Below are 24,455 nucleotides of genomic sequence, written 5' to 3'. Positions count from 1 at the left end.
GGGGTAATGCCTGATTTGCACCAAATGACCACTCCCGCGTGCGAACTCTTTTTTCTGTTTACGGCTGTCGCACACCCTCCGACCATCTCGGCGCCGAGCGATACGTGGTCACTCGCCCAGCCCCGCCTGACGCGCCCGGACCACCGCCTGCGCCCTATCCGCCACCTGGAGCTTCGCGAACACGCTGGTCAGATGGTTCTTCACCGTCTTCAGGCTGAGGAACAGCGCTCGGGCGATCTCGGCGTTCGTCTTCCCGTTGGCCAGCAGGTCGAGGATCTCCCGCTCCCGCGCCGTCAGTTCGGGAAACGGGCCCGTACCGGGACCGGTCGTCAGAAAGCGCCGGATGCGCCGCGCCACCGCGGGCCCGTACACCGCCTCGCCTTTCGAGACCGCCGCCACGGCGGCGAGGAAGTCGGCGCCGCCGGTGCCCTTGAGCACGTAGCCGCGCGCGCCGGCGCGGAGCGCGGCGAAGACCGACGCGTCGTCCTCGGACATCGTCAGGACCAGGATCCCCAGGTCAGGACGCTGGTCGATGAGGCGTCGGGTCGCCTCCAGACCTCCGACACCGGGCATCACGAGGTCCATCACGACCACGTCGGGGTTCAGGGTCAAAGCCATCGCGACGGCCTCGTCGCCGTCGCCCGCTTCGCCCACGACCTCGGCGCCGCCGACCTGTTCGAGCAGGGCGCGCAGGCCGTGTCTGAGGAGAGGGTGGTCGTCGGCGAGGAGTACTTTCACAGCGGGAGCACCGCCTTCACGGTCGTGCCTTGCGATGACGTGCGGGTGAGGGTGCCGCCGAGTTCGGCGGCGCGGTCGCGCATGCTGCCGCTGCCGACGCCCTCGACGAGCGGGTCGGGCAGGCCTCGGCCGTCGTCGGCGACGGTGATCGTCAGGCGGCCTCCGGCGGCGGAGGCGCCGATCTCGATGCGGGTCGCGTCGGCGTGTTTCAGGGCGTTGGACAGGGCTTCCTGCGCTATCCGATAAGCGGCCACCTCGACGGCGGCGGGGAGTTCGGGCAGGTCGGAGAGGGAGACGGTGACCTCTGGGCCGGTGGCGTCCAGGGCCAGGTCTTCGAGGGCGCCGGACAGGCCGAGTTCGTCCAAGGCGGGTGGGCGCAGGTCGTGGACGATCCGCCGCACGTCCCCGACCAGGGTCTGGGTCAGCTCGCGCACGTTCCGGACCGTCTCGGTCGGCGACGTCGCCTCGATCAGGTCGAGGCCGAGGCCGATGGCGGCCAGGCCGGGTCCGAGGCCGTCGTGCAGGTCGCGGCGCAGGCGGCGGCGCTCCTCCTCACGCGCCTTGACCAGGGACTCGCGCGACTCCTGCACCTCCCGCGCCAGCCGCGCCGCCGCCAGCGCGACCGCCAGGTGCCGCGCCAGGTCGGTGAGCACGGCCAGGTCGGCGCGCGACAACGGCTCCCCCGGCGACCGCGGCGCCGCTCTCAGCTCGCCTTCGTACCGCCCGCTCGCCGTCAGAGGGAGCTGTACGGCTCCGCCTCCCGTCTGGCCGATCTCGGACACGGTCACACCGTCGGCAGACACCACCGCGACCGCGGGCAGCCGCAGGGTCGACGCGACCGTTTCGGCCGCCCCGTCGAGGAGGCGGGTGGGGTCGGCGGCGGCCTCAAGTCGTACACCCAGCTGGTTGAGCGCCGTCGCGGGGTCGCCGCGATGCCCGAACAGCCACCGCCCCACGGCCTTCTGCAGCGCGGCCCGGAGCGGCGCGAACGCGACCGCGACCACAGCGGTCGCCACCAGCGTCTCGGTCGACTCCATGAGGGCGTGCGCGGTGGCGACGACACCGAGGTAGACCGCGAGCAGCAGCCCGGTGAGGAGGGTGTAGACGACGGTCCGGCGCAGCAGGATCTCGATGTCGAACAGCCGGTACCGGAAGATCGACACCGCCGTCGCGACCGGCACCAACGGCAGCGCGACGGCCAGCAGCAGCACCCCGAGCGGCGGCTCGACCCGAGCATCGGCGATCAGCGCCGCCACGAGCGTGACCACGGCGGCGAAGACCGGCAGCAGCCGCCTGCGGTCGTGCCGCAACCTGGTCGCCAGCGCGACCGCCCCGGTGACGCCGAGGGCGGTGGCGACGATCGTGAACGCGGTGTAGGCGTGCGGCTCGGTCGGCACGAACCCGATGGGGTTGGGCCGCTCGACCCCCCAGACCCAGATCTTGTCCCGCACCATGAGCACGACGTGGAGCCCGACGAGAGCGGCGATCATGACCGCCGCGACCGGACGCCACCTTGGCGACGGGAGGCGGCCGTCGGGGAGGTAGAGCGGGAGCAGCAGGAGCGGCCCAAAGCCCGCCAGGAAGACCCAGTTGGTGACCCACCCCGCCACGAGGGTCCCCGGCCAGCCGTGGGCCTCCCCGAACGCGGCGTATCCACCCGCCAGAGCTTGGAGCGCGAGCCCGGCGCCCCCCAGGCAGAAGAGCCAGCCCACGGGGTGTCGTGGCCGGGCGGCGGCGATGAGGGCGCCGGTCAGGGGGTAGGTGAGGCCGACGATGGCGTCGAGGACGAGGTAGTCGGTGTCGGCGTGCTCGACCCCGGCGGTCAGGACGACCCCGATGACGACAGCGGCCGCGCAGAGCACGGGCACGATCCACGGCCATCGGACGGTCGACATGGGGCAATTGTCGGCGACATCCCCAGGTGAAGGAATGGGACCAGAGTCCCGCCGAACCCGGGACCCTCTTTCCGACGACGCGAACGCGAGAGCCTCTGACCCAACCCCACGACCCACCGAGCAGGTGAACCAAAGCCAATGACCGAACCCGGAAACTGAAGCCCGGCGATCTGTAGCTCAGTGACCTGCGCGCCTTGGGATCTGAGACTTCGTGGCCGTTCAGCGGAAGCCGCTAGCTCTGTCAGGACTCCTAGGGGACTCCCCGTTCATGTGCGCGGGACCGCCGGACGAGTCGACTCGTCACCGTGAAGACCGATACCTCCCGGCAGATTGCCACGTTCGCTCTCGTGCTGCCCATACTCGTGCTCCCCGCCGTCGCCTATGCCGTCTCCCGAGGGGCCGATCTCGACCACATCGGAGAAGCGCCGATATCCGTACAGATCGCCCTCTACAGTCAGGCACTCGCACCGGCCGTCGCAGCCGCCGTCGCCTTCCGGACGCGCGGGTTCCCCTGGGGCTTCGCCAAGGTCCGGTGGGGAACGCTGTTGCAGGCCTGGGCGATCCCGGTCGTCGGGCTCGGGCTCGCCTATGGCATCGCGTGGCTCACCGGGCTGGCCCGGTTCGGGGCCGAAGGGCTGGCCATGCCGCCGCTGCTCACCGTCGTCGTCGGGCTCGGGCCGGGGCTGGTGCCCTATCTGGTGCTGGCGCTCGGGGAGCAGCTCGGGTGGAGTTCGTTCCTCGCCACGCGGCTCGGGGAGCGGCACTCGGCCGATGTCGTCGCGGTCGTCGTCGGGGTCGCGTGGGCGCTGTTCCATGTCCCGTTGATGGTGTTCGTGCAGGGGGCGGTCGACCCCGGCGTGCCGCTCGCCTACGCACTGCTCTGGTTCACCCTGCAGACCATTGTGCTGGCGTTTCCGCTCGTGTGGTTGCGGCTCCGGACCGGGTCGATCTGGCCGGTGCTCGTCATGCACGCCACGCTCAACGCCGGGACCTACTTCGTCGGCCAGGCCATGACGCAGCCTCACTCTCCCTGGCTGCTCGGTGAGGGCGGGGTGCTGACGACCGCCGGGCTGGCGGTCGCGGTCGCGCTCACGTCGAGGTGGTGGCGTCAGTCGCGGCTCAGTCCGGCGGCCGCGTAGGCGTCGGCCTCGTCGAGGGTCTCCTGGTCGAGCAGCGCGGCGACGATGCCCTCCAGGCGGTGGCGGTTGTCGGTGATGAGGCGCTGGGCCTCCATGTAGCACTCGTCCACGATTCTGCGGGCCTCCTCGTCGACGGAGGCCAGCGTCGCGGACGCCGCCTGGGGCGGGCCCTCGGTCGGGAGGATGGTCAACGGGCCGATCAACGGGGACATGCCCCAGCGGCCGACCATCCCCCTCGCGATCGAGGTGACCTGTTCCAGGTCGTTCTCCGCTCCGGTGGTCACGAGGCCGAAGACGACCTGTTCGGCCGCCATTCCGCCCAGGGCTCCGGTGATGCGGCCGCGCAGGTAGCGCTCGTCGTAGGCGTATCTGTCGTCGTCGGGCGTCGACAGGGTCACCCCGAGGGCACGGCCTCGGGGGATGATGGAGATCTTCCTGACCGGGTCGGCGCCGGGGAGCAGCATGCCCAGGAGGGCGTGGCCCGCCTCGTGGTAGGCGGTACGGGTGCGTTCCTCCTCCGGCATCACGATGGCGCGGGCCGTACCGAGCTGGAGTTTCTCCAAAGCGTCGGCGAAGTCGGCGGGGCTGACCACGTTGTGGCCACGGCGGGCGGCGAGCAAAGCCGCCTCGTTCACCAGGTTCGCCAAATCGGCGCCCGTCATACCCGGGGTGCTCTTGGCGATGGCGGGCAGCTGCACGGCCGGGGACAGCGGGACTCCCCTGGTGTGGACGCGCAGGATCGCGACGCGGCCCTGCTGGTCGGGGGGCGCGACGACGATGTTGCGGTCGAAGCGGCCCGGTCGCAGCAGCGCGGCGTCCAGGACCTCCGGGCGGTTGGTGGCGGCGATGACGATGACGCCCTCGTTGCCGGTGAAGCCGTCCATCTCGGTGAGGACCTGGTTGAGGGTCTGCTCGCGTTCGTCGTGACCCCCTATCGTCGAGGCTCCCCGGGTACGGCCGATCGCGTCGATCTCGTCGATGAAGACGATCGACGGGGCGACCTTCCTGGCCTCGTCGAACAGTTCCCGCACGCGGGAGGCGCCGACGCCGACGATCATCTCGATGAACTCCGAGGCGCTGGCCGAGAAGAACGGCACGCTGGCCTCGCCCGCGACCGCCCTGGCCAGCAGGGTCTTGCCCGTTCCCGGCGGGCCGGTGAGCAGCACGCCCTTCGGGAGCTTCGCGCCCAGGCGGCGGTACTTCCCGGGTTCCTTCAGGTAGTCGACGATCTCGATGAGCTCGTTCTCGACCTCGTCGATGCCGGCCACGTCGGAGAAGTCGACGCGGACCTTGCCGCTCTCCACCGGCTTGGCGGCGCGGTTGCGGCCGATGCCGCCGAGGCCCCCGCCGCCGCCCATCATGCTGCCGGCCCGGCGCATCAGCCAGATCCACACGGCCGCCAGCAGCAGGACGGGCAGCAGGGACAGCACCAGGTTCCAGAACGTGCCGCGCTGGTCGGTGGTGGCCTCGGCCTGGACGATCACGTTCTGCTGGGCGAGCTGCTGGGAGATCTGGTCCTGGTTGGCGAAGACCGGGATGACGGTGGCGAACTTGGTGAAGGTGTCCTTCTCCTTGTCGCCGGGGATCGGCTGGGCCTTCTTCAGGTCGCCCTGGATGGACATGCCGGTGGCGTAGATGTCCTTGACGTTCCCGCTGTTCACCTGGCGGATGAACTCGGTGTAGGAGATCGTCCGCACGGGTGTGCCGTCGAAGAACGAGCTGATGACGAAGAAGGCGGCATAGGTGATCGCCATCGTGAGCGCGAACCGCCACCAGTTGATCTTGGGGCGGTTCGGCTTCGGCGGGGGCAGGCCCTCGGCCCGCCAGGGTTTCGTCTCGTCCCCGTCCTTGTCCTTCTCGGGACGGCTGTCCGGACGGTCGCGGTCCCCCTCCCGGAAGTCGTTCGGCGGCTCACCCACGTCGCCTTCTCCTCGTGTCAGGTGGACGTGGTTAGTGGTGCCGGGCCGCCTCGATGGCCTCCTTGAGCTGGTTCTCCGCCTCCTGCGACAGCGACGTGTGGATGATGCGGCCGCCCATGGGCGCGATCTGCGGCAGCACCTTGTCGCGGGTGCTGTCCTCGACGAGCAGGAACAGCGCGGCGCCGCCCGGCTTGAGGCCCTCGGCGACGTCCTTCATGAACTTGTCGTCGACGCCGATGTCGGTCTTGGAGCCGACCAGGGCGCCGGTCGCGGCGCCGACGGCCGCGCCGACCAGCGGCATGAAGAAGATCAGGCCGATCAGGCCGCCCCACAGGGCGCCGCCCGCCGCGCCGGTGGCGGCCAGATTCACGGCCGGCTTCATCTTGATCTTGCCTTCGGCCGTGTGCTCGACGATCGCGGCGTCGGTGAGCGTGATCAGGTGCTCGTTCTGCAACTCGAACAGCTTGTCCCTGACCTGTACGGCGGTACCGAGGTCGTCATACGCGATGGCGATCAGCGTAGCCATGATGGAGCTCCCCCCGAAGTCCAGATGGGGGGTATTTCCCCAGATCAGACTGGGTCAAAGCACCTTGATCTTGTCGATTACGGTATTGATGTCGCGATAGCTCTTCTTCTGGGCGTCCGGCACGGTGATGAACACCAGCGCGGGCTTGCCCTCGGGAACGTCCACCAGCGCCATCGCGGCGGTCGACTTCCGCTTGTCGCCCTTGATCGTGTAGTTGACGTCGAAGCCGAGCACCCAGGCCGGACGGTCGTCGATCGAGGTGTAGTCGGCGGCGGTCCACTTGATCGTGGCGCCGGCCGGGTGGTGGTTGAGCGTCCACCGGGCGGCCAGGAAGGCGGTGTCCTTCAGGTCGTCCTGCACCTCGATCGGCACCGGGCAGGAGACCAGCATGCCCCGGTAGGCCGAACCCTTGACCTTGGGCAGCTGCTGGCGCGAGGCGAACGGCGAGGCGGAGGCCAGGTCCCAGTCACCGGCGAAGCGGGGGAAGGACACCCCGGAGCGCTGGTCTTTGATCGAGCCGCGCGTCTTGGCGCTCTTGCCCGCGAAGGTCTTCAGTTTCTCCTGGTCACCGGGGAGCTTGGGGATCCGGGGGTCGTCGAGCGCGTCGGTCATCGCGGTGGAGAGCGGGCTGACCGAGGGGGACGGGCTCGGGCTCGGCTGGACCGGGGAGGGGGTCGTCGAGGCGACCGTGGGGGGCGGGGTCACCGGAGGGGCGCTCTTGGGGGCTGCTACGGCCGCCTGACCTGTGTCGTTCCTGGTCACCACGACGGCTGCGGTCACGACACCCACGGCTGCGATCACGGTGACGACTGCGGCGGTCCGGTAGACGAGCCGCATCGGCAGGTCGCTCAGGCCCTTCGTCGACGGAGGCGGCGGAGGCTCCTGGATCGTGATCTTCGGTAACGGACTGGTCTCCGCTTCCGCCGCGACGTACGAAGGAACGGCCTTCGTCCCATAGTCCCCTGGTGACACGTCGGTGAGCGTACGGCAAATCACGGCAATTCGGGTGCGGTAGTCATCACACTTCGGGAACGAGGTTTGCGCCTCATAATGACTGGGTGCAGGTAGAGCTCCGGTTCGCCCCGGGATCGGCGATCCATCACGATCTTTCCGCTGTCCGGCAGGACGGCCGGTGCCTCTGGGTGGCCGGAGACGAGTGGGCGGGGGTCGAACGACTCACGTGGCGCGACGGCGCCTTCCAAGATCATCAGACCTTCCAGCTGGCCGATTTCGTCGACCTCCCGGCCGGGCCCGACGAGGAGGCCGACATCGAGGGCCTGGCCCGCACGGGCGGCTGGCTCTGGGCGGTCGGCTCCCACAGCCTGAAGCGCAAGCGCGTCAAACCGGGTCAGAACGGCGAGAAGGCCAGGAAGCGTCTGGCCACCGTGGTCAGGGAGGAGAACCGCTTCGTTCTCGTACGTCTCCCTCTCGTCGACCGCGACGGCCTGCCCGTCCCCGTGCGGAGAGACGGCTCCAGGCATGCCGCGATCCTGAGCGGCCCCGGCCGGAACCTGTCCGACATGCTGGAGCACGACCCCCACCTGGCGCCGTTCCTGCGCCTGCCCGGCAAGGACAACGGCTTCGACATCGAGGGCATCGCGGTCATCGGCGAGCGCGTCTTCGTCGGGTTGCGCGGCCCGGTGCTGCGCGGCTGGGCGGTCATCCTGGAGATCCACCCCGAACCCGATCCCCACCACGACGAGCGCCTGCGCTTCGCCCCGGTCGGCGACGCGCGTTACCGCACCCATTTCGTCGACCTCGACGGCCTCGGCATCCGCGACCTGTGCCCGGTGGGCGACGAGATCCTGATCCTGGCGGGCCCGACCATGACCCACGACGGCCCGGTGAAGATCGTCCGCTGGACCCCGGGGAACGGCTTCGGCGACCAGCCGATCCACGTCGCCGATCTGTCGACGGGGGTGCGCGATGACCGTCCAGAGGGATTGGCCCTGTTGAGCAACGGCCAGCTGATGATCGTCCACGACAGCCCGTCGCCTCAGCGCCTGACCCCCGACGGGGTCTGGGCCGACGTCCTGACGATCTAGGGGTTGCGCAGCGGGCCCGAGCCCGGCGGGCGGTAGCCGTCTTCGGCCAGCCACGGGGCGGTGGCGATCACGGTGACGGAGCCCGGTTCGATCTCGGTGAAACCCGCGTCGCGGACCGCCGGGAGGTCGGTCTCGACCAGTTTGGCCCAGTCGTGGGCGCTGGCCGTGCGGACCGAGGTCGCCAGGCCCGTCTCCCGCCACTCCGCCCGGTCGGACGGCGGGGTCGCCCACCAGGCCAGCTGGGCCGCGTGGCCCGCCTGGGCCATCGCCTTGCCCGCCGTCATCTCCAGGTGGGGGTTGATCCACAGCACGCAGTGCGCCCCGGGGCTGCCCGGCGGCTCGGGGTCCTCCAGGTCGGTGCCGGAGACCTGCAGCCGCGACAGGTCTTTGGGCCAGCCGTCGAGCGGGATCGGCGGGTGGACCCGCACCTGGGCGGTTCCGGCGGAGACGGTCTCACCGGGCAGGCCGAGCACGCGGGTCCATTCGGCGCCGCGGGCCCGGCGGACGACCTTGCGGATGCCGTGCCTCTCCCAGCCGCGCACCGCCTCGGCCCACTCGCCCTCGCCGTCGGACCGGGGGTCGTTGACCATGCGCAGGACGGCCAGCGCGGCGGCCTCGAGCGCGTCGGTGCGTCGTGGCGGGGTGGCCCGCTCGATCCGGACCACCAGCGGCAGCACGTATTGGCTCACCGGCCAATACTGCCAGCCCCGCGCGCGATCCGTATTGACATGATGGCCGCCAGTGCGCAAAGTCCGCCCGAAACGTACCAGGCGAGGTCATAGGTGCCGAGGTGGTCGCGGGTCACCCCGGCCAGGGTGGCCGCGAAGGCGGCGCCGATCTGGTGGGAGGCGAAGACCCAGCCGAACACGATCGGGCCGTCGTCGCCGTAGATCTTGCGGCAGAGCGCGACCGTCGGGGGGACGGTGGCGACCCAGTCGAGGCCGTAGAAGACGATGAAGACGATCATGCTGGGGTGCGCGGAGTCGCTGAACAGCTGGGGCAGGATCAGCAGCGACGCGCCCCGCAGGGCGTAGTAGACGCCCAGCAGCACTCTCGCGTCGACACGGTCGCTCAGCCAGCCGGAGAAGATCGTCCCGGCGATGTCGAAGATCCCGATGATCGCCAGGAGCGAGGCCGCGACCGGTTCGGCCATGCCGTGGTCGTGGGCGGCCGGGATGAAGTGGGTGCCGACCAGGCCGTTGGTGGACGCGCCGCAGATGGCGAACCCGCCCGCCAGGTACCAGAACGACCTGGTCCGGGCGGCGTCGCGCAGCGCCCTGATCGCGCGCGTGGCCGGCCCGACCGTGGCGGGGGCGGCGGGCGGCAGGGGTTCGGTGGCGCCGTACGGGAGGAGACCGACGTCGGCGGGGTGGTCGCGGATCAGGAACCAGACCAGCGGGACCACCGCCAGCGCGCAGGCCGCCACCACCAGCGAGGCGGCCCGCCAGCCGGTCGACTCGACGAGCAGCGCGAGCACCGGCAGGAAGATGAGCTGCCCGGTCGCGCCTCCCGCGGTCAGGATGCCGGTCACCAGGCCCCGGCTGCGCACGAACCACCGCTGGGTCAGCGTCGCGGCGAAGACCAGCGCCATCGACCCGGTGCCGAGCCCGACGAGCACGCCCCAGCAGAGGACGAGCTGCCAGCTCGCGTCCATGAACACGGTCACGCCGCTGCCGATCGCGACCAGCGCGAGCGCGAGGGTGACGACCCTGCGCATGCCGAACCGGTCCATCAGCGCGGCGGCGAAGGGCGCGGTCAGGCCGTAGAACATGAGGTTGACCGAGACGGCGAAGCCGATCGTGCCGCGGGACCAGCCGAACTCGTCCTGCAACGGTGTGATCATGACACCGGGCGTGGCCCGGAATCCGGCCGCGCCGATGATGGCGATCAGGGCGACGCCGCCCACGATCCAGGCCCGGTGCACGCGCGCGGGCCGGGTCACCCCCCGGGTTATGGTCATGTGCGACATCCTTCCGAGCAGGCCATATCCCCACCAGTGGCCTGAAAGCCAACATATGAAAGAATCGGGCCATGCCCCACCGTATGGCCATGCTGGTGCTCGACGACTTCGCGACCATGGACGCCGGCGTCCCCGGCCAGTTCTTCGGCATCGCCGAAGACGCCGACCGCACCAGGCTCTACGACGTGCGGACCTGCACCCCCGGCGGGCTCCCGGTCCGCTGCTCGGCGGGCTACGCGATCGTGCCCGACCACGACCTGTCGCTGCTGGAGTGGGCCGAGACGGTGGTCATCCCGGGCGTGCACGGCGGGCCGCCGTTCGACGGGGAGCTCGATCCCGAGGTCGCCGCCGCCCTGACCGCGTTCAAGGGGCGGATCGTGTCGATCTGCACCGGCGCTTTCGTGCTGGGCGCCGCCGGGCTGCTCGACGGGCGTCCGGCCACCACCCACTGGCGCAACGCGCGCCGCTTCCGGCGGCTGTTCCCCGAGGTGCTGCTCAACCCCGACGTGCTGTTCGTCGACGACGGCGACATCCTCACCTCGGCGGGCGTGGCGGCCGGCACCGATCTGGCCCTGCACATCATCCGGTCGGACTTCGGCACCGAGATCGCCAACCGGGTGGCCCGCCGCTGCGTGACCGCGCCGTTCCGGGAGGGCGGCCAGGCCCAGTTCATCGAACGCCCGCTGCCGCCCGCGCAGGGCGCGTCCACCGAATCGACCCGGGCCTGGATGCTGACCCGTCTGGGCGAACCGCTCGACCTCAACGCGCTGGCCACCCACGCCCGCATGAGCGTGCGGACCTTCACCCGGCGCTTCCGCGAGGAGACCGGCCTGTCGCCGGCCCGCTGGCTCAACCGGCAGCGCGTCGAGCACGCCCGCCACCTGCTGGAGACGACGGGTCTCGCGGTCGACGAGGTGGCCCGGCAGGCCGGGTTCGGCACCGCCGTGTCGCTGCGCCAGCACCTGCACGCCGCGGTGGGCGTCTCCCCCATCGCCTACCGGCAGACCTTCCGGCCTCAGGCCGCCCTGCGCAGCACCACGAGCGCGACGTCGTCTTCGTGATCGGGGCGCATCATCGCGCCGATCACCCGGTCGCAGTAGGCCTCAAGATCGTCTTCGACGGTCGCCGACAGCTCCTTCAGCGACGCCATGCCCTCTTGGAGGGTCAGGTCGCGCCGCTCCACCAGCCCGTCGGTGACCAGCACCAGGCTCTCGCCCGGGGCGAGGGTGAACCGCGCCTCACCGGGCCGGTGCAGGCGGGCGCCGAGCAGCGGGCCGGGCATGCTCAGATATTCGACGTGTGAGCCCGAGACCAGCAGCGGCGGCAGGTGCCCCGCGTTGCACATCACGATCTCGCCGGTCTCCGGGGTGAGCAGCAGCAGCGCCACCGTGGCCAGCTCGCGCGGCAGGAACCGCAGCATCAGCCGGTTGACCTGCCGCAGGATCTCGTCGAGCGGATGGCCCTCGCTGGCGTAGGCGCGCACGGCGTGGCGGATCTCGGCCATCACGGTCGCGGCGTGCAGCGAGTGGCCCATGACGTCGCCGATCGCCACCAGCAGCTTGCCGTCGAGCTCGATGACCTCGTAGAAGTCGCCGCCGATCTCGGCCTTCGCACTCGCCGGGACGTAGCGGGCGGCCAGCTGCACGCCTTCCACCGACGGCAGCGACCGGGGCAGCAGGGCCCGCTGGAGGGTGAGCGCGATGCGCCGCTCCTCGTCGATCGACTGCAGCGCCTCGACCGCGAGCGCCACGACCATCGAGAGCTGGCTGAGCACGTGGCCGTCGTCGTCGCCGTAGGCCAGCGACGCCGCGACGAGCACCCCGACGGGCGGCCGCCCCTGCACCCGCGCCAGCGCGGCCTTCACCTCGCCGGACACCACCGACTGCGCCAGCACCCCGGCCCAGTCGGACCCGGGGGTGGTCCGCATCGACGGCCCGCGCGGGACCCCGCCGGGATCGAGCAGGGGCGAGTTCCCCGCCGTCGTCTCGTCGCGGTCGAACCTGACGTAGCGGCTGCCGGTCTCGGTCGGCGCGAACACGGTCGCCGGTCCGCCGAAGATCCGGGCCGCGCCGCCGGCCGCCGCGCCGAGCAGTTCGTCGAGGTCTCCGGCCGTGTTGATGGCCAGCGTGACGTCGGCCAGCCCGGCCAGCCGCCCCGCCAGCCGCTCGGCCTGACGCCGGGCGCGGGCGTAGCGCAGGGTCGCGTTGACCGTCGCCAGCAGCACCTCGGGCTCGACCGGTTCGATGAGGTAGGCGTCGGCGCCGCGTTCGAGCCCCTGCGTCCGGTCGCCGACCCCGACCGCCGAGGCGGTCAGGTGGATCACCGGCACGGACGCGCTGACCGGATCGGCCTTGATCCGCTCGCACACCTCGAAGCCGTCCATGTCGGGCATGCGGACGTCGAGCAGGACCAGGTCGGGCAGCGACTCCTTGACCTGGGTGAGCGCCTCGGCGCCGGTGGCGGCCTCGACGACGGCGTAGCCCGAGTGCTGGAGCCAGCTGGAGATCACGTAGCGGTTGGCGCTGATGTCGTCGACGACGAGGATGCGTTCAGGCATCGCGTTTTCCGATCTCACCGACCGCCCGGAGCAGCTCGCCCCGGGTCAGGCGTGACTTGTCGAGGGCCACGCCGTCGATTCCGCCCGTGTCGGCCGAGGTGACCACGATGACCGGCAGGGCGGCGGTCGCGGGGTCGGCGCGCAGCTCCCCGACGACCTCCTCACCCGTCATCCCGGGCATCCGCAGGTCGAGCAGGAGCAGGTCGGGAAGCTCCCGCCGGACGGCCGCGAGGGCGGCGTAGCCGTCGACGGCCTCCTCGATCTCGTCGGCGACGCCGTGGAGGAGACCGCGCATCATGGTCCGGAACGCGGGATCGTCGTCGGCGATGACGACCCGCCCCACGTGGATGCGGTCGAGGCGCGGGAGGCGCACCTCGAAGACCGTGCCCTCGCCCACCACGCTGCGCACCGTCATCTCTCCGCCGAGGATGGCGACCAGGCTCCGGGCGTAGGGCAGGCCCAGGCCGGTGCCGGTCACCGAGGCCTGGATCGGGCTCCTGATCTGGTGGAACTCCTCGAAGATGCGCTCGATCTCGTCGGCGGGGATGCCGATGCCGGTGTCGGCGACCCGCAGCACGACGTGGTCGCCGTCGGCGTGGGCACCGACCCTGACCTCGCCGCGCTGGGTGAACTTCAGGCCGTTGGTGAGCAGGTTGCGCAGCACGTGGGTGAGCATCAGCTCGTCGGTCTGCAGGATCTCCACGCCGTCGGGGTCGTCGACGACCAGCTCGACGCCCTCACGGGCCATCGGCCGCAGCGTCTCCCTGAGCCGGCGCAGCAGGCTCCGCAGCGAGACGTCGACGACCTCGGGTTCGAGGCGGCCCGACTCGGCCTTGGCCAGGTCGAGCAGCTCGTTGACGAGGTTGAGCAGGTCGCGGCCCGACTCGCGGATCAGCTCGGCCTGGTGGCGCTTGTCGTCGGCGAGCGGCTCGCCGAGGTCGAGCAGCATGCGGGCCAGGCCCAGGATCGAGCTGGCCGGGGCGCGCAGCTCATGGCTGACGTTGGCCAGGAAGCGGGTCTTGGCCTCGCTGGCCTCGCGCAGCCGGGCCGACTTGTCCTCCAGCTCGGCGTAGAGGGCCACCACGCCCTGGTTGGTGCGTTCGAGCTCCTCCGACAGCTGGGTGTAGAGGGCCATCACGCCCCGGTTGGTCTCCTCCAGCTCGTCGCGCTGCGCCTGGACGTCTTCGAGGGCGGCCATCAGGTCTTGGTTCTGGGCGCGCAGTTCGTCGAGCGGGCTCGTCTTGGCCAGCCCGGCCAGGTGGGTGCGCAGGTCGCGGAGCCACTCGCCGGTGTAGCGGCCGGGGGGCAACCCCTTGCTCAGGATGACGTCCTCCCCCTCGCGTGAGATCTCGTCGACCAGTCTGCCCGCCGCCGCGAAGCCGGGGGCGTCGGGGCTGAGCGGCCGGAACCCGCGGACCCTGACGCGCAGCGAACCCTCGATGGAGAAGGCTATTCTCGCGCCTCCGGCCTGATTGAGCACCTCCCGGCCGACCTCGCTGAGCGCGGTCGCCAGGCGCACCTGGTCTTGCTGGTCGAGCCCGGCCGCCCCGGCCACCGCGCGGGCGCGCTGCCGCAGTGTGAACACGTCGCCCTCACCCCTGACCTCCATCGACAGCAGCTCGCCCGAGGTCATGACGGCATCCTCGCGACGAGCACCCCGGCGTCGTCACGGCGGACCCCCAGATCTCTCAGGAGGGTCCCGGCGATCACCAGGGACCGGCGGAAGAACAGGCCCGGGTAGTCGCCGAAGGTCCAGCGCTGCCGCAGGCCGTCGGTGTGCATGACGAGCAGTGCCCCGGGCGCGAGCGGGTAGTCGTACTGCCGGATGGTGGCCGCGCGGTGCCCGGCGATGCCCGGCAGGGAGATCAGCCCGCGGTGGTCGCCGCGGTCGACGACGGTCGCCGCGATGTTCCCCAGCCCCGCGAAGGTGAGGGTGTCGCCCGCGGCCTGGGCGATGGCCAGGGCCAGGCCCCGGGTGTGGGAGACCTCGCCGTGGATGTACTTGACGAACTGCGCGGGCGGCCCGGCGGGGGCGTCTTCGAAGGCCCGGATCGCCGCGCTCGCCGCCGAGGCGGCCAGCGGCCCGTGCCCGAGCCCGTCGCAGACCATCAGGGTGATCTTTCCTTCGTCGGTACGGGACGCGAAACCGTCGCCGCCCACGTCTTCTCCCGGCATCGGCCGGGTGATGCCCGCGATGTCGACGGGGTCGGGGTCGCCGATGCGTACGGCCGAGACCGTGCCCGCGTCCGGCCGTGAATAGACGTCGGACCAGTCGGACAGGCGGTCGATGGCCCCCAGGCCGATGCCCAGGCCGCCCCGGGTCGACAGCCCCTCGGACGGCGGCGGTTCGAACCCCGGGCCGGAGTCGACCGCCACGATCTCGATGTAGGCCACGCCCCGGCGGACCAGGATCCGGCCACTGCCTGCGTGCCGGTGCACGTTGGTGGCCAGTTCGGCCGCCACGATGGCGGCCTCGGCGATCCGCTGCTCGGTCAGCCCGGCCGCCCTGGCCCGGTCGACGGCCGCGCGGCGGACCGCGCCGACCGCGCTCTCCTCTGTGACGTCGATCCAGACGTCGGTCAGCGGGCCCACTTGATCACCGTCACGGTGGTTCCGTCGCCCGGCGCGGTGTCGATCGTGAACTCGTCGACCAGCCGGCGCGAACCGCCCAGCCCGAGGCCCATGCCCGACCCGCTCGTGTAGCCGTCGCTCAACGCGAGCTGGACGTCGGGGATGCCCGGCCCCTTGTCGCTGAAGACCGCCTTCACGCCCTTGCGCAGCCCGTTGAACACCTCTTCGATGACAGCGCTCCCACCTCCGCCGTAGGTGAGCGTGTTGCGCGCCAGTTCGCTGGCCGCGGTGACCAGTTTGGTCTGGTCGACCAGGGACAGCTTCGCCGCCACGGCCGCCGCCCTGACCGCCTGGCGGACCCGCACGACGTCGGCGTCGCCCGCGATGGGGAGCTCCTGGGCGGTCATCGACCCACGCCGCCGCCCGAGCTCAGCAGGCGCATGCCGCGCTCCACGTCGAGGGCCGTCTTGATCCCGTCGAGCGACAGGCCGAGCTCGACCAGAGTGATCGCGACCGCCGGGCGCATGCCCACGACGACCGTCTCGGCGTCGAGGACCCGCGACAGCGCGGCGATCGTGGCCAGCATCCGGCCGGTGAACGAGTCGACGATGTCGAGGGCGGTGATGTCGATCACGACGCCCCGGGCGCCGGTGTCGACGATCCGCTCGGCCAGGTCCTCCTGGAGGGCGATCACCATGTCGTCGCGCAGGTCGACCTGGATCGAGACCAGCAGCATCTGGCCGATCTTCAGGATCGGGAGACGCTCCATCACAGACCGCGCTTGGACATCTCGGCCGCGATGTCGACGCCGCTGCGGCCCAGGGCCAGCATGAGCGCGTCGGCCAGCGTCGACTTGGTGGGGATGTCGCCGAACTCGATGCCGAGGGCGACGATCGTCTGCGCGATCTGCGGCCGGATGCCGGAGATGATGCACTGGGCGCCCATCAGCCGGGCCGCCACGATCGTCTTGAGGAGATGCTGCGCGACCTGCGTGTCGACCGCCGGGACCCCGGTGATGTCGATGATCGCGTATTCGCTGCCGGTGTCGACCAGCGTCTGCAGCAGCTTCTCCATCACGACCTGGGCGCGGGCCGAGTCGAGCGTGCCGACCAGCGGCAGCGCCACGACGCCGTTCCAGAGCTTGACCACCGGAGTGGCCAGTTCGAGCAGCTGCTCGGCCTGGTTGGAGATCACCTCTTCGCGGGCCTTCGCATAGGTCTCGAAGGTGAACAGCCCGAGCTCGTCGATCACGTCGGAGAAGGCGTCGAACTCGGGACCCGAGCCGACCGACGCCCGCACCGCCCGCTTCAGGGCGAAGACACTGATCGCCGTCTCACGCGGGCTGAACCCCTGCAGAGCCCGCGCCCGGGACAGGTCGACCAGCAGCGCCCGCACCTCACCATAGGCCGACGATCCGGTGTCACCCCCGTGGTCGGAACCCACGGCCGACAACACGGCGTCGAGAAGATCGCGGAGCTCCTTGTCGAGCTCGATCTCCGACACCCGCCCGCGCAACGAGGCGGCCACATCGGCACGCCACAGGCCGACGAGATCGCCCTCCGCCGCCCGGCATCTCTCGATCAGGTCACCGAAGGCTTCCGAGGTCATACAGCCCCCCAAGTCGTACCGGATTCGCAGTATTTCGCGACCCCCACCCTAGAGAAGTCACCGAGACTGCGACATGTTTCTGAGTAGAGCCTCTCCTGTGGTAGGTCTTATGCCGTTACGAACAGAGGGAGATCATGGAAAACCTCCGGGTTCACGTGGCCTCGTTCGAGGCCTACGCCGTGATCACCGTGGCCGGAGACGTCGACGCCACCACCACCGGGCAGTTGCACGACGCGGTCGTGCGGGCCCAGGAGATCTCGGCTCATCTGGTCTTCGACCTGGCCGAGATGTCGTTCATGGACAGCGCGGGCATCCGCGTGCTCCTCGACGCCCTCCACCACACGCAGACCAACGGCGGCAGCATCGCGCTGAGCGGCCCCCGCCCCTCACCGCGCAAGGTGATGGAACTGGTCGGCCTGGCCGACCACATCCCTATCTACGACTCGCCCGCCGAGGCGGTCGCCGGCGGCCCCGCCTGAGCGCGGCCTCCTGCTCCTCCCGCGCCTTGCGCCGCCGCCGGGTGACGAACCACCCCGCCCCGAGCAGAGCCATGCCCCACGGGGTTTTCGACAACCACTTCGTGACGAACAGCTGGAATATTCGCTTCATGTGTACGGCCCCTGCCCTGAATATCCGCAGGTAGGCCCCGTTCCTGGAACGCCCTCCTGTACGCCGAGGGCGAGGTCTTCATCGCGCGGGTGAAATGGTGGCGGAAGGTCACCGGACTGTCGAAGCCGCAGACGGTGGCGATCTCCTCGACCGGGGTCGTGGTCCCCTCCAGCAGCGGGAGACTGGCGGCCACCCGCTGGGCGATCAGCCATCTGAGCGGGCTCGTCCCCGACTTCCTGGCGAAGTGGCGCAGGAACGAACGCTCCGACATCGCCGCCCGGCGCGCCATCTCCCGGACCGTCATCGGGGTGGCCAGCCGCGCCAGCGCCCACTCCATGGCCCGGCCGACGGCGTCCTCCTCGGTCGGGGTGACCGGCGTCTCGATGAACTGGGCCTGACCGCCCTCCCGGTGCGGGGCGATGACCAGGCGCCGGGCCACCGTGTTGGCGATCGTCGGGCCGTGGTCGGTTCTGACCAGGTGGAGGAGCAGGTCGAGCCCCGCCGCGCTGCCGGCGCTGGTCAGGACGTCGCCGTGGTCGACGTACAGGACATCGGGGGTGACCGTGACCGCGGGGAAGCGGGCCTTGAGCAGAGGGGCGTACCGCCAGTGGGTGGTCGCGGCGCGGCCGTCGAGCAGCCCGGCGGCGGCCAGCGCGAACGCACCGGAGCAGATCGAGACGACCCGCGCCTTCCTGCGATGAGCGGCCGCGAGTGCCTCGACGAGCGCCGGGGAGATCTCCTGCCGGACGTCCCGGACGCCCGGGATGACGATCGTGTCGGCCGTGGCGAAGGCGCCGAGGCCGTGGGAGGGGGTCATCGTGAAGCCGCCGACCACGTTGAGCGGGCCTGGGGTTTCGGCGCAGACGGTGAGGTCGTACCAATCGGTCTTGTCGGGTCGCGCGACCCTGAAGATCTCGACGACGCAGCCGAGCTCGAACGGCGCCATGCCCTCGAAGGCGAGGACCGCGACGTGGTGGGGCATGGCGGAATCTTAGCGGAAGGGGGCGTTTCCGCCACTGCTCCTCTTGGGACGGCTCGGTCAGGCTTGGGGGCATGTCAGCGATTCTGCGTACCCCCGCCGCCTCCCCCTCCGTCGCGTTCGCCCACTTCACGGCCCGGCTGGCCGTCGAGACCGACGTGTCCGACGTCTCCCGCGACCTCGCCGACGGCGCCCCCGGCGTGGTCGTCGTCGATGTACGGAGCCGGGAGAGCTGGGACCAGGGGCATGTGCCGGGTGCCGTCCACATTCCGATCTCCGAGATTCCCGGTACGACCCTGCCGTTTGAGCAGACCGTCGTCGTCTACTGCTGGGGGCCCGGGTGCAACGGGGCCCAGCAGGGTGGGGCGGCGTTCGCCCGGCTCGGGTACCGGGTCAAGGAGATGATCGGCGGGTTCGAGTACTGGGCGCGGGAAGGGCTGGCGGTCGAACTCGGGGACGGGACCGTTCGGCGCCTGTCGGTTGATGCGCTCACCGGTCCCGTCATCTGAGGCTGCCGAAGGTCCAATGCGGGGCATGGGGGTGGTCGTGGCGGGGGCGGTCGGGGTCTGCAGGGCGGGTGTGGAAGATCGTCGCGGCTTTCGCCAGGCGGGTTCTGATGGACATGGCTTTCGCTTCCTGTTCTTGGTGGAGGCCCGCGGGGACGGTGGAGTATGAGTGCCGAACCGGCCCCGCGGGAGACTTTCGGGCCCGGCTCCCTTCGCTTTCCATGGGCTGTGGGGCTTGGGCGGGCATGGGTAGAGCATGCGGGAGGGGACTTGGTCCCGACTTGCCGGTGACTAGGAGCGCTGGCGGGGGGCGTTCGACGTCACGGGCACCCCTCTCCGTCCGATAGACTTCTCTCACACCTTCGGGGCTATAGCGCAGCTGGTAGCGCACCTCCATGGCATGGAGGGGGTCTGGGGTTCGAATCCCCATAGCTCCACTGGTGAATGGATGGCCCGTGGTTGTTGCCCCTTTGGGGCACCTGCCGCGGGCCATTCGCCATTCCACACCCCGGGGGGACGACCCCCCGGAACCCCCCGATACGAGAGGGCTTTCGCCCCCTCGCGCTCCCCCGGCCGCTTTGCGGCCCTGCGTCGCTGTCGCTCCGGGTCGCTCTCGCTCCTTGCCAGGGGCTCCGCCCCTCGCGCTCCCTGGACAGGCCTCGCTTCGCTCGGGCTGCCTCTCGCTTCGCTCGTTTGATCCATTTTTCGTTACGGCTTCGCCTAGCCGGCGGCCATCGGCTTCGGCTGACCGATCACTTGTCCGACGCCGCGCGGGTCACCCACCCAGGCGGATGGGGTGGGCTTCCACGTCGATCCGGATGACCTGGTAGGGCGGCACCCTTGTGTCGGTGCCGTCGTTGAAGAGCGGGGTCCGCGGCAGTTGGTTCACGCTGACGTACAGGAAACCGTCGTTCGCCAATGCCAGGGTGTCGGGCCAGAGCAGGGCCGGGGCGTGCAGGATCGTCGACCAGTGGCCGTCGGGGTCGCGTCTGACGACGGCGCTGTGCTCGTAGGCGGTCGCGTACACGGCACCTTCGGCGTCGGATTCCAGGCCGTCGGAGGCGCCCTTGTCGCCCAGGTCGGCGACCGTGGCCGCGACCTGCTCGTCGGTCAGGGAGCGGTCGAGCAGGGCGTCGGTCGCGACGCTGTACAGGCGTCTGCTGGACAGCGGGCAGTAGAACAGGCGGGAGCCGTCGGCGCTCAGCGCGATGCCGTCCACGCCGACCCGGTAGTTCTCGCGGACGACGCCCTGCACGATCGCGCGGAACCCCGGGACCGCCGACGTGCTCTCATGGCCGCGGAGCCTGGCCCAGGTTTCTCCGGTGGCCAGGTCGACCACGATCAGCGCGCCTTCGGGCGCGCAGTCGGTCATGTACGCGTATCCGCTCGATCCCCGCGAGAAGTCGAAGCGCACGTCGTTGAGGTAGGTCGCGCGGGTGGCCACGGCGGGATCGAGCGGGATGACCCGGACGACCCGGTCGGTGGCGGGGTCGACCTCGACCAGTTTCGGGCCGTTCTCCAGCCATGGCTCGAAGGCGAGGCTGCCCGTGTCGAGCAGCCACACGTGACCTTCTGGGTCGGTGATGACGCTCTGCACCGACACCAGAGTGCCCGTGTTGAACGCGAGATCGGGATAGGGCACCGCCTCGCCCTTGACGACCTCCGCGACGGTGAAGGGCACGTCGTCGCCCCACCTCGGGAAGGAGACGAACAGGCGGCCTTCGTCGGTCACGGTCACGCCGGTCGGCATCGGTTCGCCGAACACGGCGACGACCTCGTAGTCGGTGGCCACCCAGCTGCCGAGCGGGGAGGCGGATGTTCCCGAAGACATGATCTTCCCCTTCCTGGAGGCGAACAGGTGCGCCTCGGCAAGGTTCTCCCATTGTCTCAAACGGGGTCCGGCACGCGTCCTCTGCCTGCTAGATCGGCGAACAGGGCGATCGTTCGGTCTCGGTCTTCGGGGCGGCCGACGGGGAAGATGATCAGTTCGGTGGCCCCGGCATCGGCGAAGCGGGCCGCCGTCATCTCGACGTGGGCCTCGTTGCCGGCGACCAGGGTGTCGTCCGGGCCGGTGGATCCCTGCCGATCGAGCAGGGCGCGGAAGGTGGGCAGGGTCGCGGCCTGGCGGAAGTCCGTGTTGACGCGGTGGCGGGCGCCTTCCACGTCTGACGTCACGGACGCCAGGAGTCCGACGGCGATGCGCGGGGCCGCTCGTCCCGCTGCGGCGGTGGTGACGGTGGGGACCACGGTCTCGCCGAGGAATCGGGGGGTCGTCCACATGGTGAGCGCGCCGTCGGCGTGTTCGCCGGCGAGGGCGAGCATGCGGGGGCCGTTCGCGGCCAGCAGGAGCGGCGGCGGGGTCACGCCGGGTGCGGTGACGCCGCCGGCCGCCGTGATCGACGTGCCGTGGACCTCGACCTCCTCGCCGTGCAGGACGGGGGCGAGGACCTCCAGGGTCTCGCGGGTGTGCCGGAGGGGAGACTGCCAGGTCAGCCCATATCTGCTCGCGACGACCGGGGCGTGGCTGGGGCCCACGCCGAGGGTCAGTCGCCCGCCGGTCGCGGCCTGGGTGGTGAGCGCCTGGGCGGCCAGGGCGAGGGGGTGGCGCGGGTAGGTGCCCACGACGGAGGTGCCCAGATCGATGCCGGGGGCGCGGTCTCCCAGCGCGGCGAACACCGTCAGCGGATCCCAGCCACCGTGCTCGCCGAGCCAGAAACGGGAGAAGCCACTGGCCGCGGCGTGTTCGATCTCGGTCAGGAGTTCCGGGACGGCGCCGGTGCCGTAGCTCGACAGTCCGATGTCCATGCGGTCGGCTCCAGATGTATTCGGGGCGGTCGTTCCGGTTAGGACTGTACCGGAACGACCGCCCCGTTTAACCGGCGAGACCGGCCCGGATCACCCGCATCACCTCGCTGTCGCCCCGGAAGCGTCGCATCGCCTGCAGGCCGACGATCAGGGTCTTGATGTCGGCCACGTCCACATCGGATCGCACGGTTCCCGCACGCTGGGCCTGGCCGAGGAGGTCGGCCATCAGCTCCGTGAACTCCTTCTCAACGTCGGGCAGGGCCGTCGCCAGGTCGAATCCGTTCCCCGCGAACGCTTCTGTGAGACCCAGATCGGTCGCGCCCTGTTCGGCCATGTGGACGAGGAAGGCGTACAGCCCTTCTCCCGGGTCGACCGCCGCCTGGTCTCGCGCCCGCTCGGCCACCTGCTGCAACCGGTCGGCCACGATCGCCTGGAACAGCGACTCCTTGGTGGGGAAGTGGCGGTAGATCGTGCCCGCCCCGACTCCCGCCCGGCGGGCGATCTCGTCGATCGGGACGCCCGCCCCCTCTTCGGCGAAGGTCTCGTAGGCGACCTGCAACACGCGAGCACGGTTGCGGACGGCGTCCGCGCGCAGCGGCCGGGGCTTCTCGGTCACAGGGGCCTCCTCGACAAACGGGGCGTGCGTTCCGGTATGGTTCAAAACGGAACGATCGCTCCGATTATATCTGGAGGACCCATGCCCCGAGAGCGGTGGACGACCGCCGACATGCCCGATCAGCGAGGTCGCGTCGCCGTGATCACCGGAGGCAACACCGGAATCGGCTTCGAGACCGCCAACGCGCTCGCCGCGCGGGGAGCGTCGGTGGTGCTGGCCGTACGCGATCTGGACAAGGGCAAACGGGCCGCGGCCGGGATCACCGCAGGCATCCCGGATGCCGAGGTCAGGGTGCAGCGCCTCGACCTGGCCTCGCTGGAGTCGATCCGCGCGGCAGCCGCCGAGCTGCGTGCCTCCTATGACCGCGTCGACCTGCTGATCAACAACGCCGGTCTCATGTACGCCCCGCGCCAGACCACCGCGGACGGCTTCGAGATGCAGTTCGGCACCAACCACCTGGGCCACTTCGCGCTGACCGGGCTGCTGCTCGACCTGATGCTGCCCGTTCCGGGCTCTCGCGTGGTCACCGTCAGCAGCGCGGGTCACCGGCAGGGTGGGCCGATCGACTTCGACGACGTCAACTGGACCACCCGCGAATACAGCCGGGTGGCGGCGTACGGCAACTCCAAACTGGCCAACCTGATGTTCACCTACGAGCTCCAGCGCCGCCTGTCCGGAGCGGGGGAGACGATCGCCGTCGCCGCCCATCCCGGGGGATCCGACACGGGCGGATCCAGGACCTCCGTCGCGAACCAGCCGTGGTACTTCCGGGCCTTCTTCGCGCTGGTCCGGCCGCTGCTGATCCAGCCTGCCGAGATGGGGGCGCTGCCCTCGCTGCGCGCCGCGACCGACCCGGCCGTTCAGGGCGGCCAGTTCATGGGCCCGGACGGATTCCAGGAGAGCAGGGGCTATCCGAAGGTGGTGACGTCGAGCCCGCGATCTTACGACCTCGCGACCCAGCGTCGGCTGTGGACGATCTCAGAGGAGCTGACCCGGGTGACGTTCCCCGTGTGACATCTGTACGCACGGGGGCCTGGTCCGACGCTGGCAGGAGACGGCGGCGACGCCGCTGCCCCGAGCCACCGCTGAGGCGAGTCCCTGCAACTCAGGCAGATGAGTCCGATTATCTCGGGAGAGTCGTCTGATACTTCCTCAGTCGTAACCCATGCCGAACTGGGCGGATGAGTTCGAGTAGGCGCCCCTCACGCCCCGCCCGGCCCGTAATTGCGGCACCGACCTCGCTGTCGCTTCGGGCGCTGTTTCAGGTGACTGGGGCATCTCGTGATATCGCCGGCGCCGATTCTTGTACGCCGGTCCTGTCGACAAGTCTCACAGGTCAGGAGTCCTTTCATCGGTCGGCAGGTGACGTGAAGGAGCGCTGCAAGTGGGCGGGCTTTTACTGCGGACAGCGTCGTCCTCACCAAAGGAGATTCCGGTGAACCGCATCGTCCGCTTTCTCGGTCTCAGTGCCGCTGCGGGCGCCCTTTCTCTGGGCGTTTTCGCACCCGCTGCCGAGGCGTCCGCTCTCGCCGATCGGACCGCGACCGGCAACATCACGTTCGACATGATGGATTACGAGAATTTCGGCAAGAACGAGCGTTGCCGATACAACCTCTCACTCAACAACACGGGGCGCATCGGCGGGCCGGCCAGGAATTTCAAGGCCTGGGCGAAGTGCGGTGGCGAGATCCGGACCGAGGTCCATTACCGGCTCCAGTGGGCCGCCTCGGGCATTCTGACCGTCGACAACATCGCCGTCTGGTTCTTCGAGGGTGACAGCGCGGATACTCCCTGGCTGAAGGGCAAGGGGAGCATCGGTACGTTCCTGCTCTGGCCGGGGCAGGGCGCCACCAGGCAGATCCGGGTGCAGAACGATGTCGACAGGCAACCTGACGACCGCACCATTCTGACGTTCACCCTGCGCAACTGAGAGTGGGCATCCGCGAATGCGGAGGGGCATGCGGGCTGACCCGGTGGAGCGA

At 70.4% G+C, this 24,455-nt stretch carries 24 protein-coding genes, 1 tRNA gene and 1 pseudogene; 8 read left to right on the top strand and 18 right to left on the bottom strand.

What is annotated here, in order from left to right:
- Positions 1–108 precede the first annotated feature (108 nt).
- Complete coding sequence (locus tag ACYQ78_RS23385; RefSeq protein ID WP_459803024.1) at positions 109–738, bottom strand: response regulator; 630 nt, start codon at positions 736–738, stop codon at positions 109–111.
- Positions 735–2,633: a sensor histidine kinase gene (locus ACYQ78_RS23380; protein WP_459803023.1), complete on the bottom strand. Its 1,899-nt coding sequence runs from the start codon at positions 2,631–2,633 to the stop codon at positions 735–737. The genes ACYQ78_RS23385 and ACYQ78_RS23380 overlap by 4 nt, the downstream gene beginning before the upstream one ends.
- 347 nt (positions 2,634–2,980) lie before the next feature.
- Between ACYQ78_RS23380 and ACYQ78_RS23375 the strand changes: the two genes are divergently transcribed.
- Entirely contained in the window at positions 2,981–3,772 is a 792-nt protein-coding gene (locus tag ACYQ78_RS23375) for a CPBP family glutamic-type intramembrane protease (protein WP_459803022.1), read from the top strand.
- Here the strand turns inward: ACYQ78_RS23375 and ftsH are convergent.
- From ftsH to ACYQ78_RS23360, 3 genes are read right to left on the bottom strand one after another with little or no spacing between them, the layout of a single operon-like run.
- On the bottom strand, positions 3,742–5,691 hold the full coding sequence (ftsH, locus tag ACYQ78_RS23370; RefSeq protein WP_459803021.1) for an ATP-dependent zinc metalloprotease FtsH: 1,950 nt from the start codon (positions 5,689–5,691) through the stop codon (positions 3,742–3,744). The two genes, ACYQ78_RS23375 and ftsH, sit on opposite strands and share 31 nt — an antisense overlap.
- A gap of 31 nt (positions 5,692–5,722) precedes the next feature.
- Complete coding sequence (locus ACYQ78_RS23365) at positions 5,723–6,217, bottom strand: DUF1269 domain-containing protein (RefSeq protein WP_459803020.1); 495 nt, start codon at positions 6,215–6,217, stop codon at positions 5,723–5,725.
- A 54-nt stretch (positions 6,218–6,271) separates the two neighbouring features.
- Positions 6,272–7,189, bottom strand: a complete 918-nt coding sequence (locus ACYQ78_RS23360; protein ID WP_459803019.1) for a hypothetical protein — start codon at positions 7,187–7,189, stop codon at positions 6,272–6,274.
- An 86-nt stretch (positions 7,190–7,275) separates the two neighbouring features.
- Between ACYQ78_RS23360 and ACYQ78_RS23355 the strand changes: the two genes are divergently transcribed.
- The gene (locus tag ACYQ78_RS23355) at positions 7,276–8,262 is read left to right on the top strand and encodes a DUF3616 domain-containing protein (RefSeq protein ID WP_459803018.1); all 987 of its coding nucleotides are present in this window, start codon (positions 7,276–7,278) and stop codon (positions 8,260–8,262) included.
- Here the strand turns inward: ACYQ78_RS23355 and ACYQ78_RS23350 are convergent.
- Together ACYQ78_RS23350 and ACYQ78_RS23345 are read right to left on the bottom strand one after the other, a co-directional pair.
- Positions 8,259–8,951 (bottom strand): peptidyl-tRNA hydrolase, encoded by a 693-nt coding sequence (locus ACYQ78_RS23350; RefSeq protein WP_459803017.1) that lies wholly within the window; start codon positions 8,949–8,951, stop codon positions 8,259–8,261. The genes ACYQ78_RS23355 and ACYQ78_RS23350 overlap by 4 nt on opposite strands.
- Complete coding sequence (locus ACYQ78_RS23345) at positions 8,948–10,222, bottom strand: MFS transporter (protein WP_459803016.1); 1,275 nt, start codon at positions 10,220–10,222, stop codon at positions 8,948–8,950. Before ACYQ78_RS23345 ends, ACYQ78_RS23350 begins: the two co-directional genes overlap by 4 nt.
- A 71-nt stretch (positions 10,223–10,293) precedes the next feature.
- Between ACYQ78_RS23345 and ACYQ78_RS23340 the strand changes: the two genes are divergently transcribed.
- On the top strand, positions 10,294–11,283 hold the full coding sequence (locus ACYQ78_RS23340) for a GlxA family transcriptional regulator (RefSeq protein WP_459803015.1): 990 nt from the start codon (positions 10,294–10,296) through the stop codon (positions 11,281–11,283).
- On the opposite strand, the gene ACYQ78_RS23335 is transcribed toward ACYQ78_RS23340, so the two are convergent.
- The 6 genes from ACYQ78_RS23335 to ACYQ78_RS23310 are packed head-to-tail and all read right to left on the bottom strand — an operon-like array spanning position 11,238 to position 16,958.
- Positions 11,238–12,779, bottom strand: a complete 1,542-nt coding sequence (locus ACYQ78_RS23335; RefSeq protein WP_459803014.1) for a SpoIIE family protein phosphatase — start codon at positions 12,777–12,779, stop codon at positions 11,238–11,240. The genes ACYQ78_RS23340 and ACYQ78_RS23335 overlap by 46 nt on opposite strands.
- A complete protein-coding gene (locus ACYQ78_RS23330) occupies positions 12,772–14,412 on the bottom strand; it encodes an ATP-binding response regulator (RefSeq protein ID WP_459803013.1) in 1,641 nt (546 codons plus the stop codon). The genes ACYQ78_RS23335 and ACYQ78_RS23330 overlap by 8 nt, the downstream gene beginning before the upstream one ends.
- On the bottom strand, positions 14,409–15,371 hold the full coding sequence (locus tag ACYQ78_RS23325; protein ID WP_459803012.1) for an ATP-binding protein: 963 nt from the start codon (positions 15,369–15,371) through the stop codon (positions 14,409–14,411). Before ACYQ78_RS23325 ends, ACYQ78_RS23330 begins: the two co-directional genes overlap by 4 nt.
- Positions 15,359–15,757, bottom strand: a complete 399-nt coding sequence (locus ACYQ78_RS23320; RefSeq protein WP_459803011.1) for an ATP-binding protein — start codon at positions 15,755–15,757, stop codon at positions 15,359–15,361. The genes ACYQ78_RS23325 and ACYQ78_RS23320 overlap by 13 nt, the downstream gene beginning before the upstream one ends.
- Positions 15,754–16,119, bottom strand: a complete 366-nt coding sequence (locus ACYQ78_RS23315; RefSeq protein ID WP_459803376.1) for an STAS domain-containing protein — start codon at positions 16,117–16,119, stop codon at positions 15,754–15,756. The genes ACYQ78_RS23320 and ACYQ78_RS23315 overlap by 4 nt, the downstream gene beginning before the upstream one ends.
- Complete coding sequence (locus ACYQ78_RS23310) at positions 16,119–16,958, bottom strand: STAS domain-containing protein (protein WP_459803010.1); 840 nt, start codon at positions 16,956–16,958, stop codon at positions 16,119–16,121. The genes ACYQ78_RS23315 and ACYQ78_RS23310 overlap by 1 nt, the downstream gene beginning before the upstream one ends.
- Positions 16,959–17,092: 134 nt before the next feature.
- Between ACYQ78_RS23310 and ACYQ78_RS23305 the strand changes: the two genes are divergently transcribed.
- The gene (locus ACYQ78_RS23305; protein ID WP_459803009.1) at positions 17,093–17,437 is read left to right on the top strand and encodes an STAS domain-containing protein; all 345 of its coding nucleotides are present in this window, start codon (positions 17,093–17,095) and stop codon (positions 17,435–17,437) included.
- Here the strand turns inward: ACYQ78_RS23305 and ACYQ78_RS23300 are convergent.
- Both ACYQ78_RS23300 and ACYQ78_RS23295 read right to left on the bottom strand, forming a co-directional pair.
- Complete coding sequence (locus ACYQ78_RS23300) at positions 17,391–17,510, bottom strand: hypothetical protein (RefSeq protein ID WP_459803008.1); 120 nt, start codon at positions 17,508–17,510, stop codon at positions 17,391–17,393. The genes ACYQ78_RS23305 and ACYQ78_RS23300 overlap by 47 nt on opposite strands.
- A gap of 103 nt (positions 17,511–17,613) precedes the next feature.
- Positions 17,614–18,549, bottom strand: a pseudogene (locus ACYQ78_RS23295) (helix-turn-helix domain-containing protein); the annotation flags it as partial.
- A gap of 71 nt (positions 18,550–18,620) precedes the next feature.
- Between ACYQ78_RS23295 and ACYQ78_RS23290 the strand changes: the two are divergent.
- Both ACYQ78_RS23290 and ACYQ78_RS23285 read left to right on the top strand, forming a co-directional pair.
- On the top strand, positions 18,621–19,055 hold the full coding sequence (locus ACYQ78_RS23290; RefSeq protein WP_459803007.1) for a rhodanese-like domain-containing protein: 435 nt from the start codon (positions 18,621–18,623) through the stop codon (positions 19,053–19,055).
- Between the two features lie 361 nt (positions 19,056–19,416).
- Positions 19,417–19,489: transfer RNA gene (locus tag ACYQ78_RS23285), tRNA-Ala, on the top strand.
- Between the two features lie 338 nt (positions 19,490–19,827).
- Here ACYQ78_RS23285 and ACYQ78_RS23280 read toward each other — a convergent pair.
- The 3 genes from ACYQ78_RS23280 to ACYQ78_RS23270 form a co-directional block, all read right to left on the bottom strand.
- On the bottom strand, positions 19,828–20,883 hold the full coding sequence (locus ACYQ78_RS23280) for an L-dopachrome tautomerase-related protein (RefSeq protein ID WP_459803006.1): 1,056 nt from the start codon (positions 20,881–20,883) through the stop codon (positions 19,828–19,830).
- A 56-nt stretch (positions 20,884–20,939) separates the two neighbouring features.
- On the bottom strand, positions 20,940–21,857 hold the full coding sequence (locus ACYQ78_RS23275; RefSeq protein WP_459803005.1) for a TIGR03564 family F420-dependent LLM class oxidoreductase: 918 nt from the start codon (positions 21,855–21,857) through the stop codon (positions 20,940–20,942).
- A 67-nt stretch (positions 21,858–21,924) separates the two neighbouring features.
- A complete protein-coding gene (locus tag ACYQ78_RS23270) occupies positions 21,925–22,473 on the bottom strand; it encodes a TetR/AcrR family transcriptional regulator (protein ID WP_459803004.1) in 549 nt (182 codons plus the stop codon).
- A gap of 81 nt (positions 22,474–22,554) precedes the next feature.
- Between ACYQ78_RS23270 and ACYQ78_RS23265 the strand changes: the two genes are divergently transcribed.
- Both ACYQ78_RS23265 and ACYQ78_RS23260 read left to right on the top strand, forming a co-directional pair.
- A complete protein-coding gene (locus ACYQ78_RS23265; RefSeq protein ID WP_459803003.1) occupies positions 22,555–23,487 on the top strand; it encodes an SDR family NAD(P)-dependent oxidoreductase in 933 nt (310 codons plus the stop codon).
- A 421-nt stretch (positions 23,488–23,908) separates the two neighbouring features.
- Entirely contained in the window at positions 23,909–24,403 is a 495-nt protein-coding gene (locus ACYQ78_RS23260; RefSeq protein ID WP_459803002.1) for a hypothetical protein, read from the top strand.
- Positions 24,404–24,455 lie beyond the last annotated feature (52 nt).

It is taken from the genome of Herbidospora sp. RD11066, assembly GCF_054661255.1.
This window is presented reverse-complemented; position numbering and strand designations above follow the sequence as displayed.

Coding starts and splice junctions, on each gene's coding strand:
- ACYQ78_RS23380 (WP_459803023.1), bottom strand. CDS start 2,633: ATGTCGACCGTCCGATGGCCGTGGATCGTGCCCGTGCTCTGCGCGGCC.
- ACYQ78_RS23365 (WP_459803020.1), bottom strand. CDS start 6,217: ATGGCTACGCTGATCGCCATCGCGTATGACGACCTCGGTACCGCCGTA.
- ACYQ78_RS23345 (WP_459803016.1), bottom strand. CDS start 10,222: ATGACCATAACCCGGGGGGTGACCCGGCCCGCGCGCGTGCACCGGGCC.
- ACYQ78_RS23340 (WP_459803015.1), top strand. CDS start 10,294: ATGCCCCACCGTATGGCCATGCTGGTGCTCGACGACTTCGCGACCATG.
- ACYQ78_RS23335 (WP_459803014.1), bottom strand. CDS start 12,779: ATGCCTGAACGCATCCTCGTCGTCGACGACATCAGCGCCAACCGCTAC.
- ACYQ78_RS23330 (WP_459803013.1), bottom strand. CDS start 14,412: ATGACCTCGGGCGAGCTGCTGTCGATGGAGGTCAGGGGTGAGGGCGAC.
- ACYQ78_RS23320 (WP_459803011.1), bottom strand. CDS start 15,757: ATGACCGCCCAGGAGCTCCCCATCGCGGGCGACGCCGACGTCGTGCGG.
- ACYQ78_RS23315 (WP_459803376.1), bottom strand. CDS start 16,119: ATGGAGCGTCTCCCGATCCTGAAGATCGGCCAGATGCTGCTGGTCTCG.
- ACYQ78_RS23310 (WP_459803010.1), bottom strand. CDS start 16,958: ATGACCTCGGAAGCCTTCGGTGACCTGATCGAGAGATGCCGGGCGGCG.
- ACYQ78_RS23305 (WP_459803009.1), top strand. CDS start 17,093: ATGGAAAACCTCCGGGTTCACGTGGCCTCGTTCGAGGCCTACGCCGTG.
- ACYQ78_RS23300 (WP_459803008.1), bottom strand. CDS start 17,510: ATGGCTCTGCTCGGGGCGGGGTGGTTCGTCACCCGGCGGCGGCGCAAG.
- ACYQ78_RS23290 (WP_459803007.1), top strand. CDS start 18,621: ATGTCAGCGATTCTGCGTACCCCCGCCGCCTCCCCCTCCGTCGCGTTC.
- ACYQ78_RS23280 (WP_459803006.1), bottom strand. CDS start 20,883: ATGTCTTCGGGAACATCCGCCTCCCCGCTCGGCAGCTGGGTGGCCACC.
- ACYQ78_RS23275 (WP_459803005.1), bottom strand. CDS start 21,857: ATGGACATCGGACTGTCGAGCTACGGCACCGGCGCCGTCCCGGAACTC.
- ACYQ78_RS23265 (WP_459803003.1), top strand. CDS start 22,555: ATGCCCCGAGAGCGGTGGACGACCGCCGACATGCCCGATCAGCGAGGT.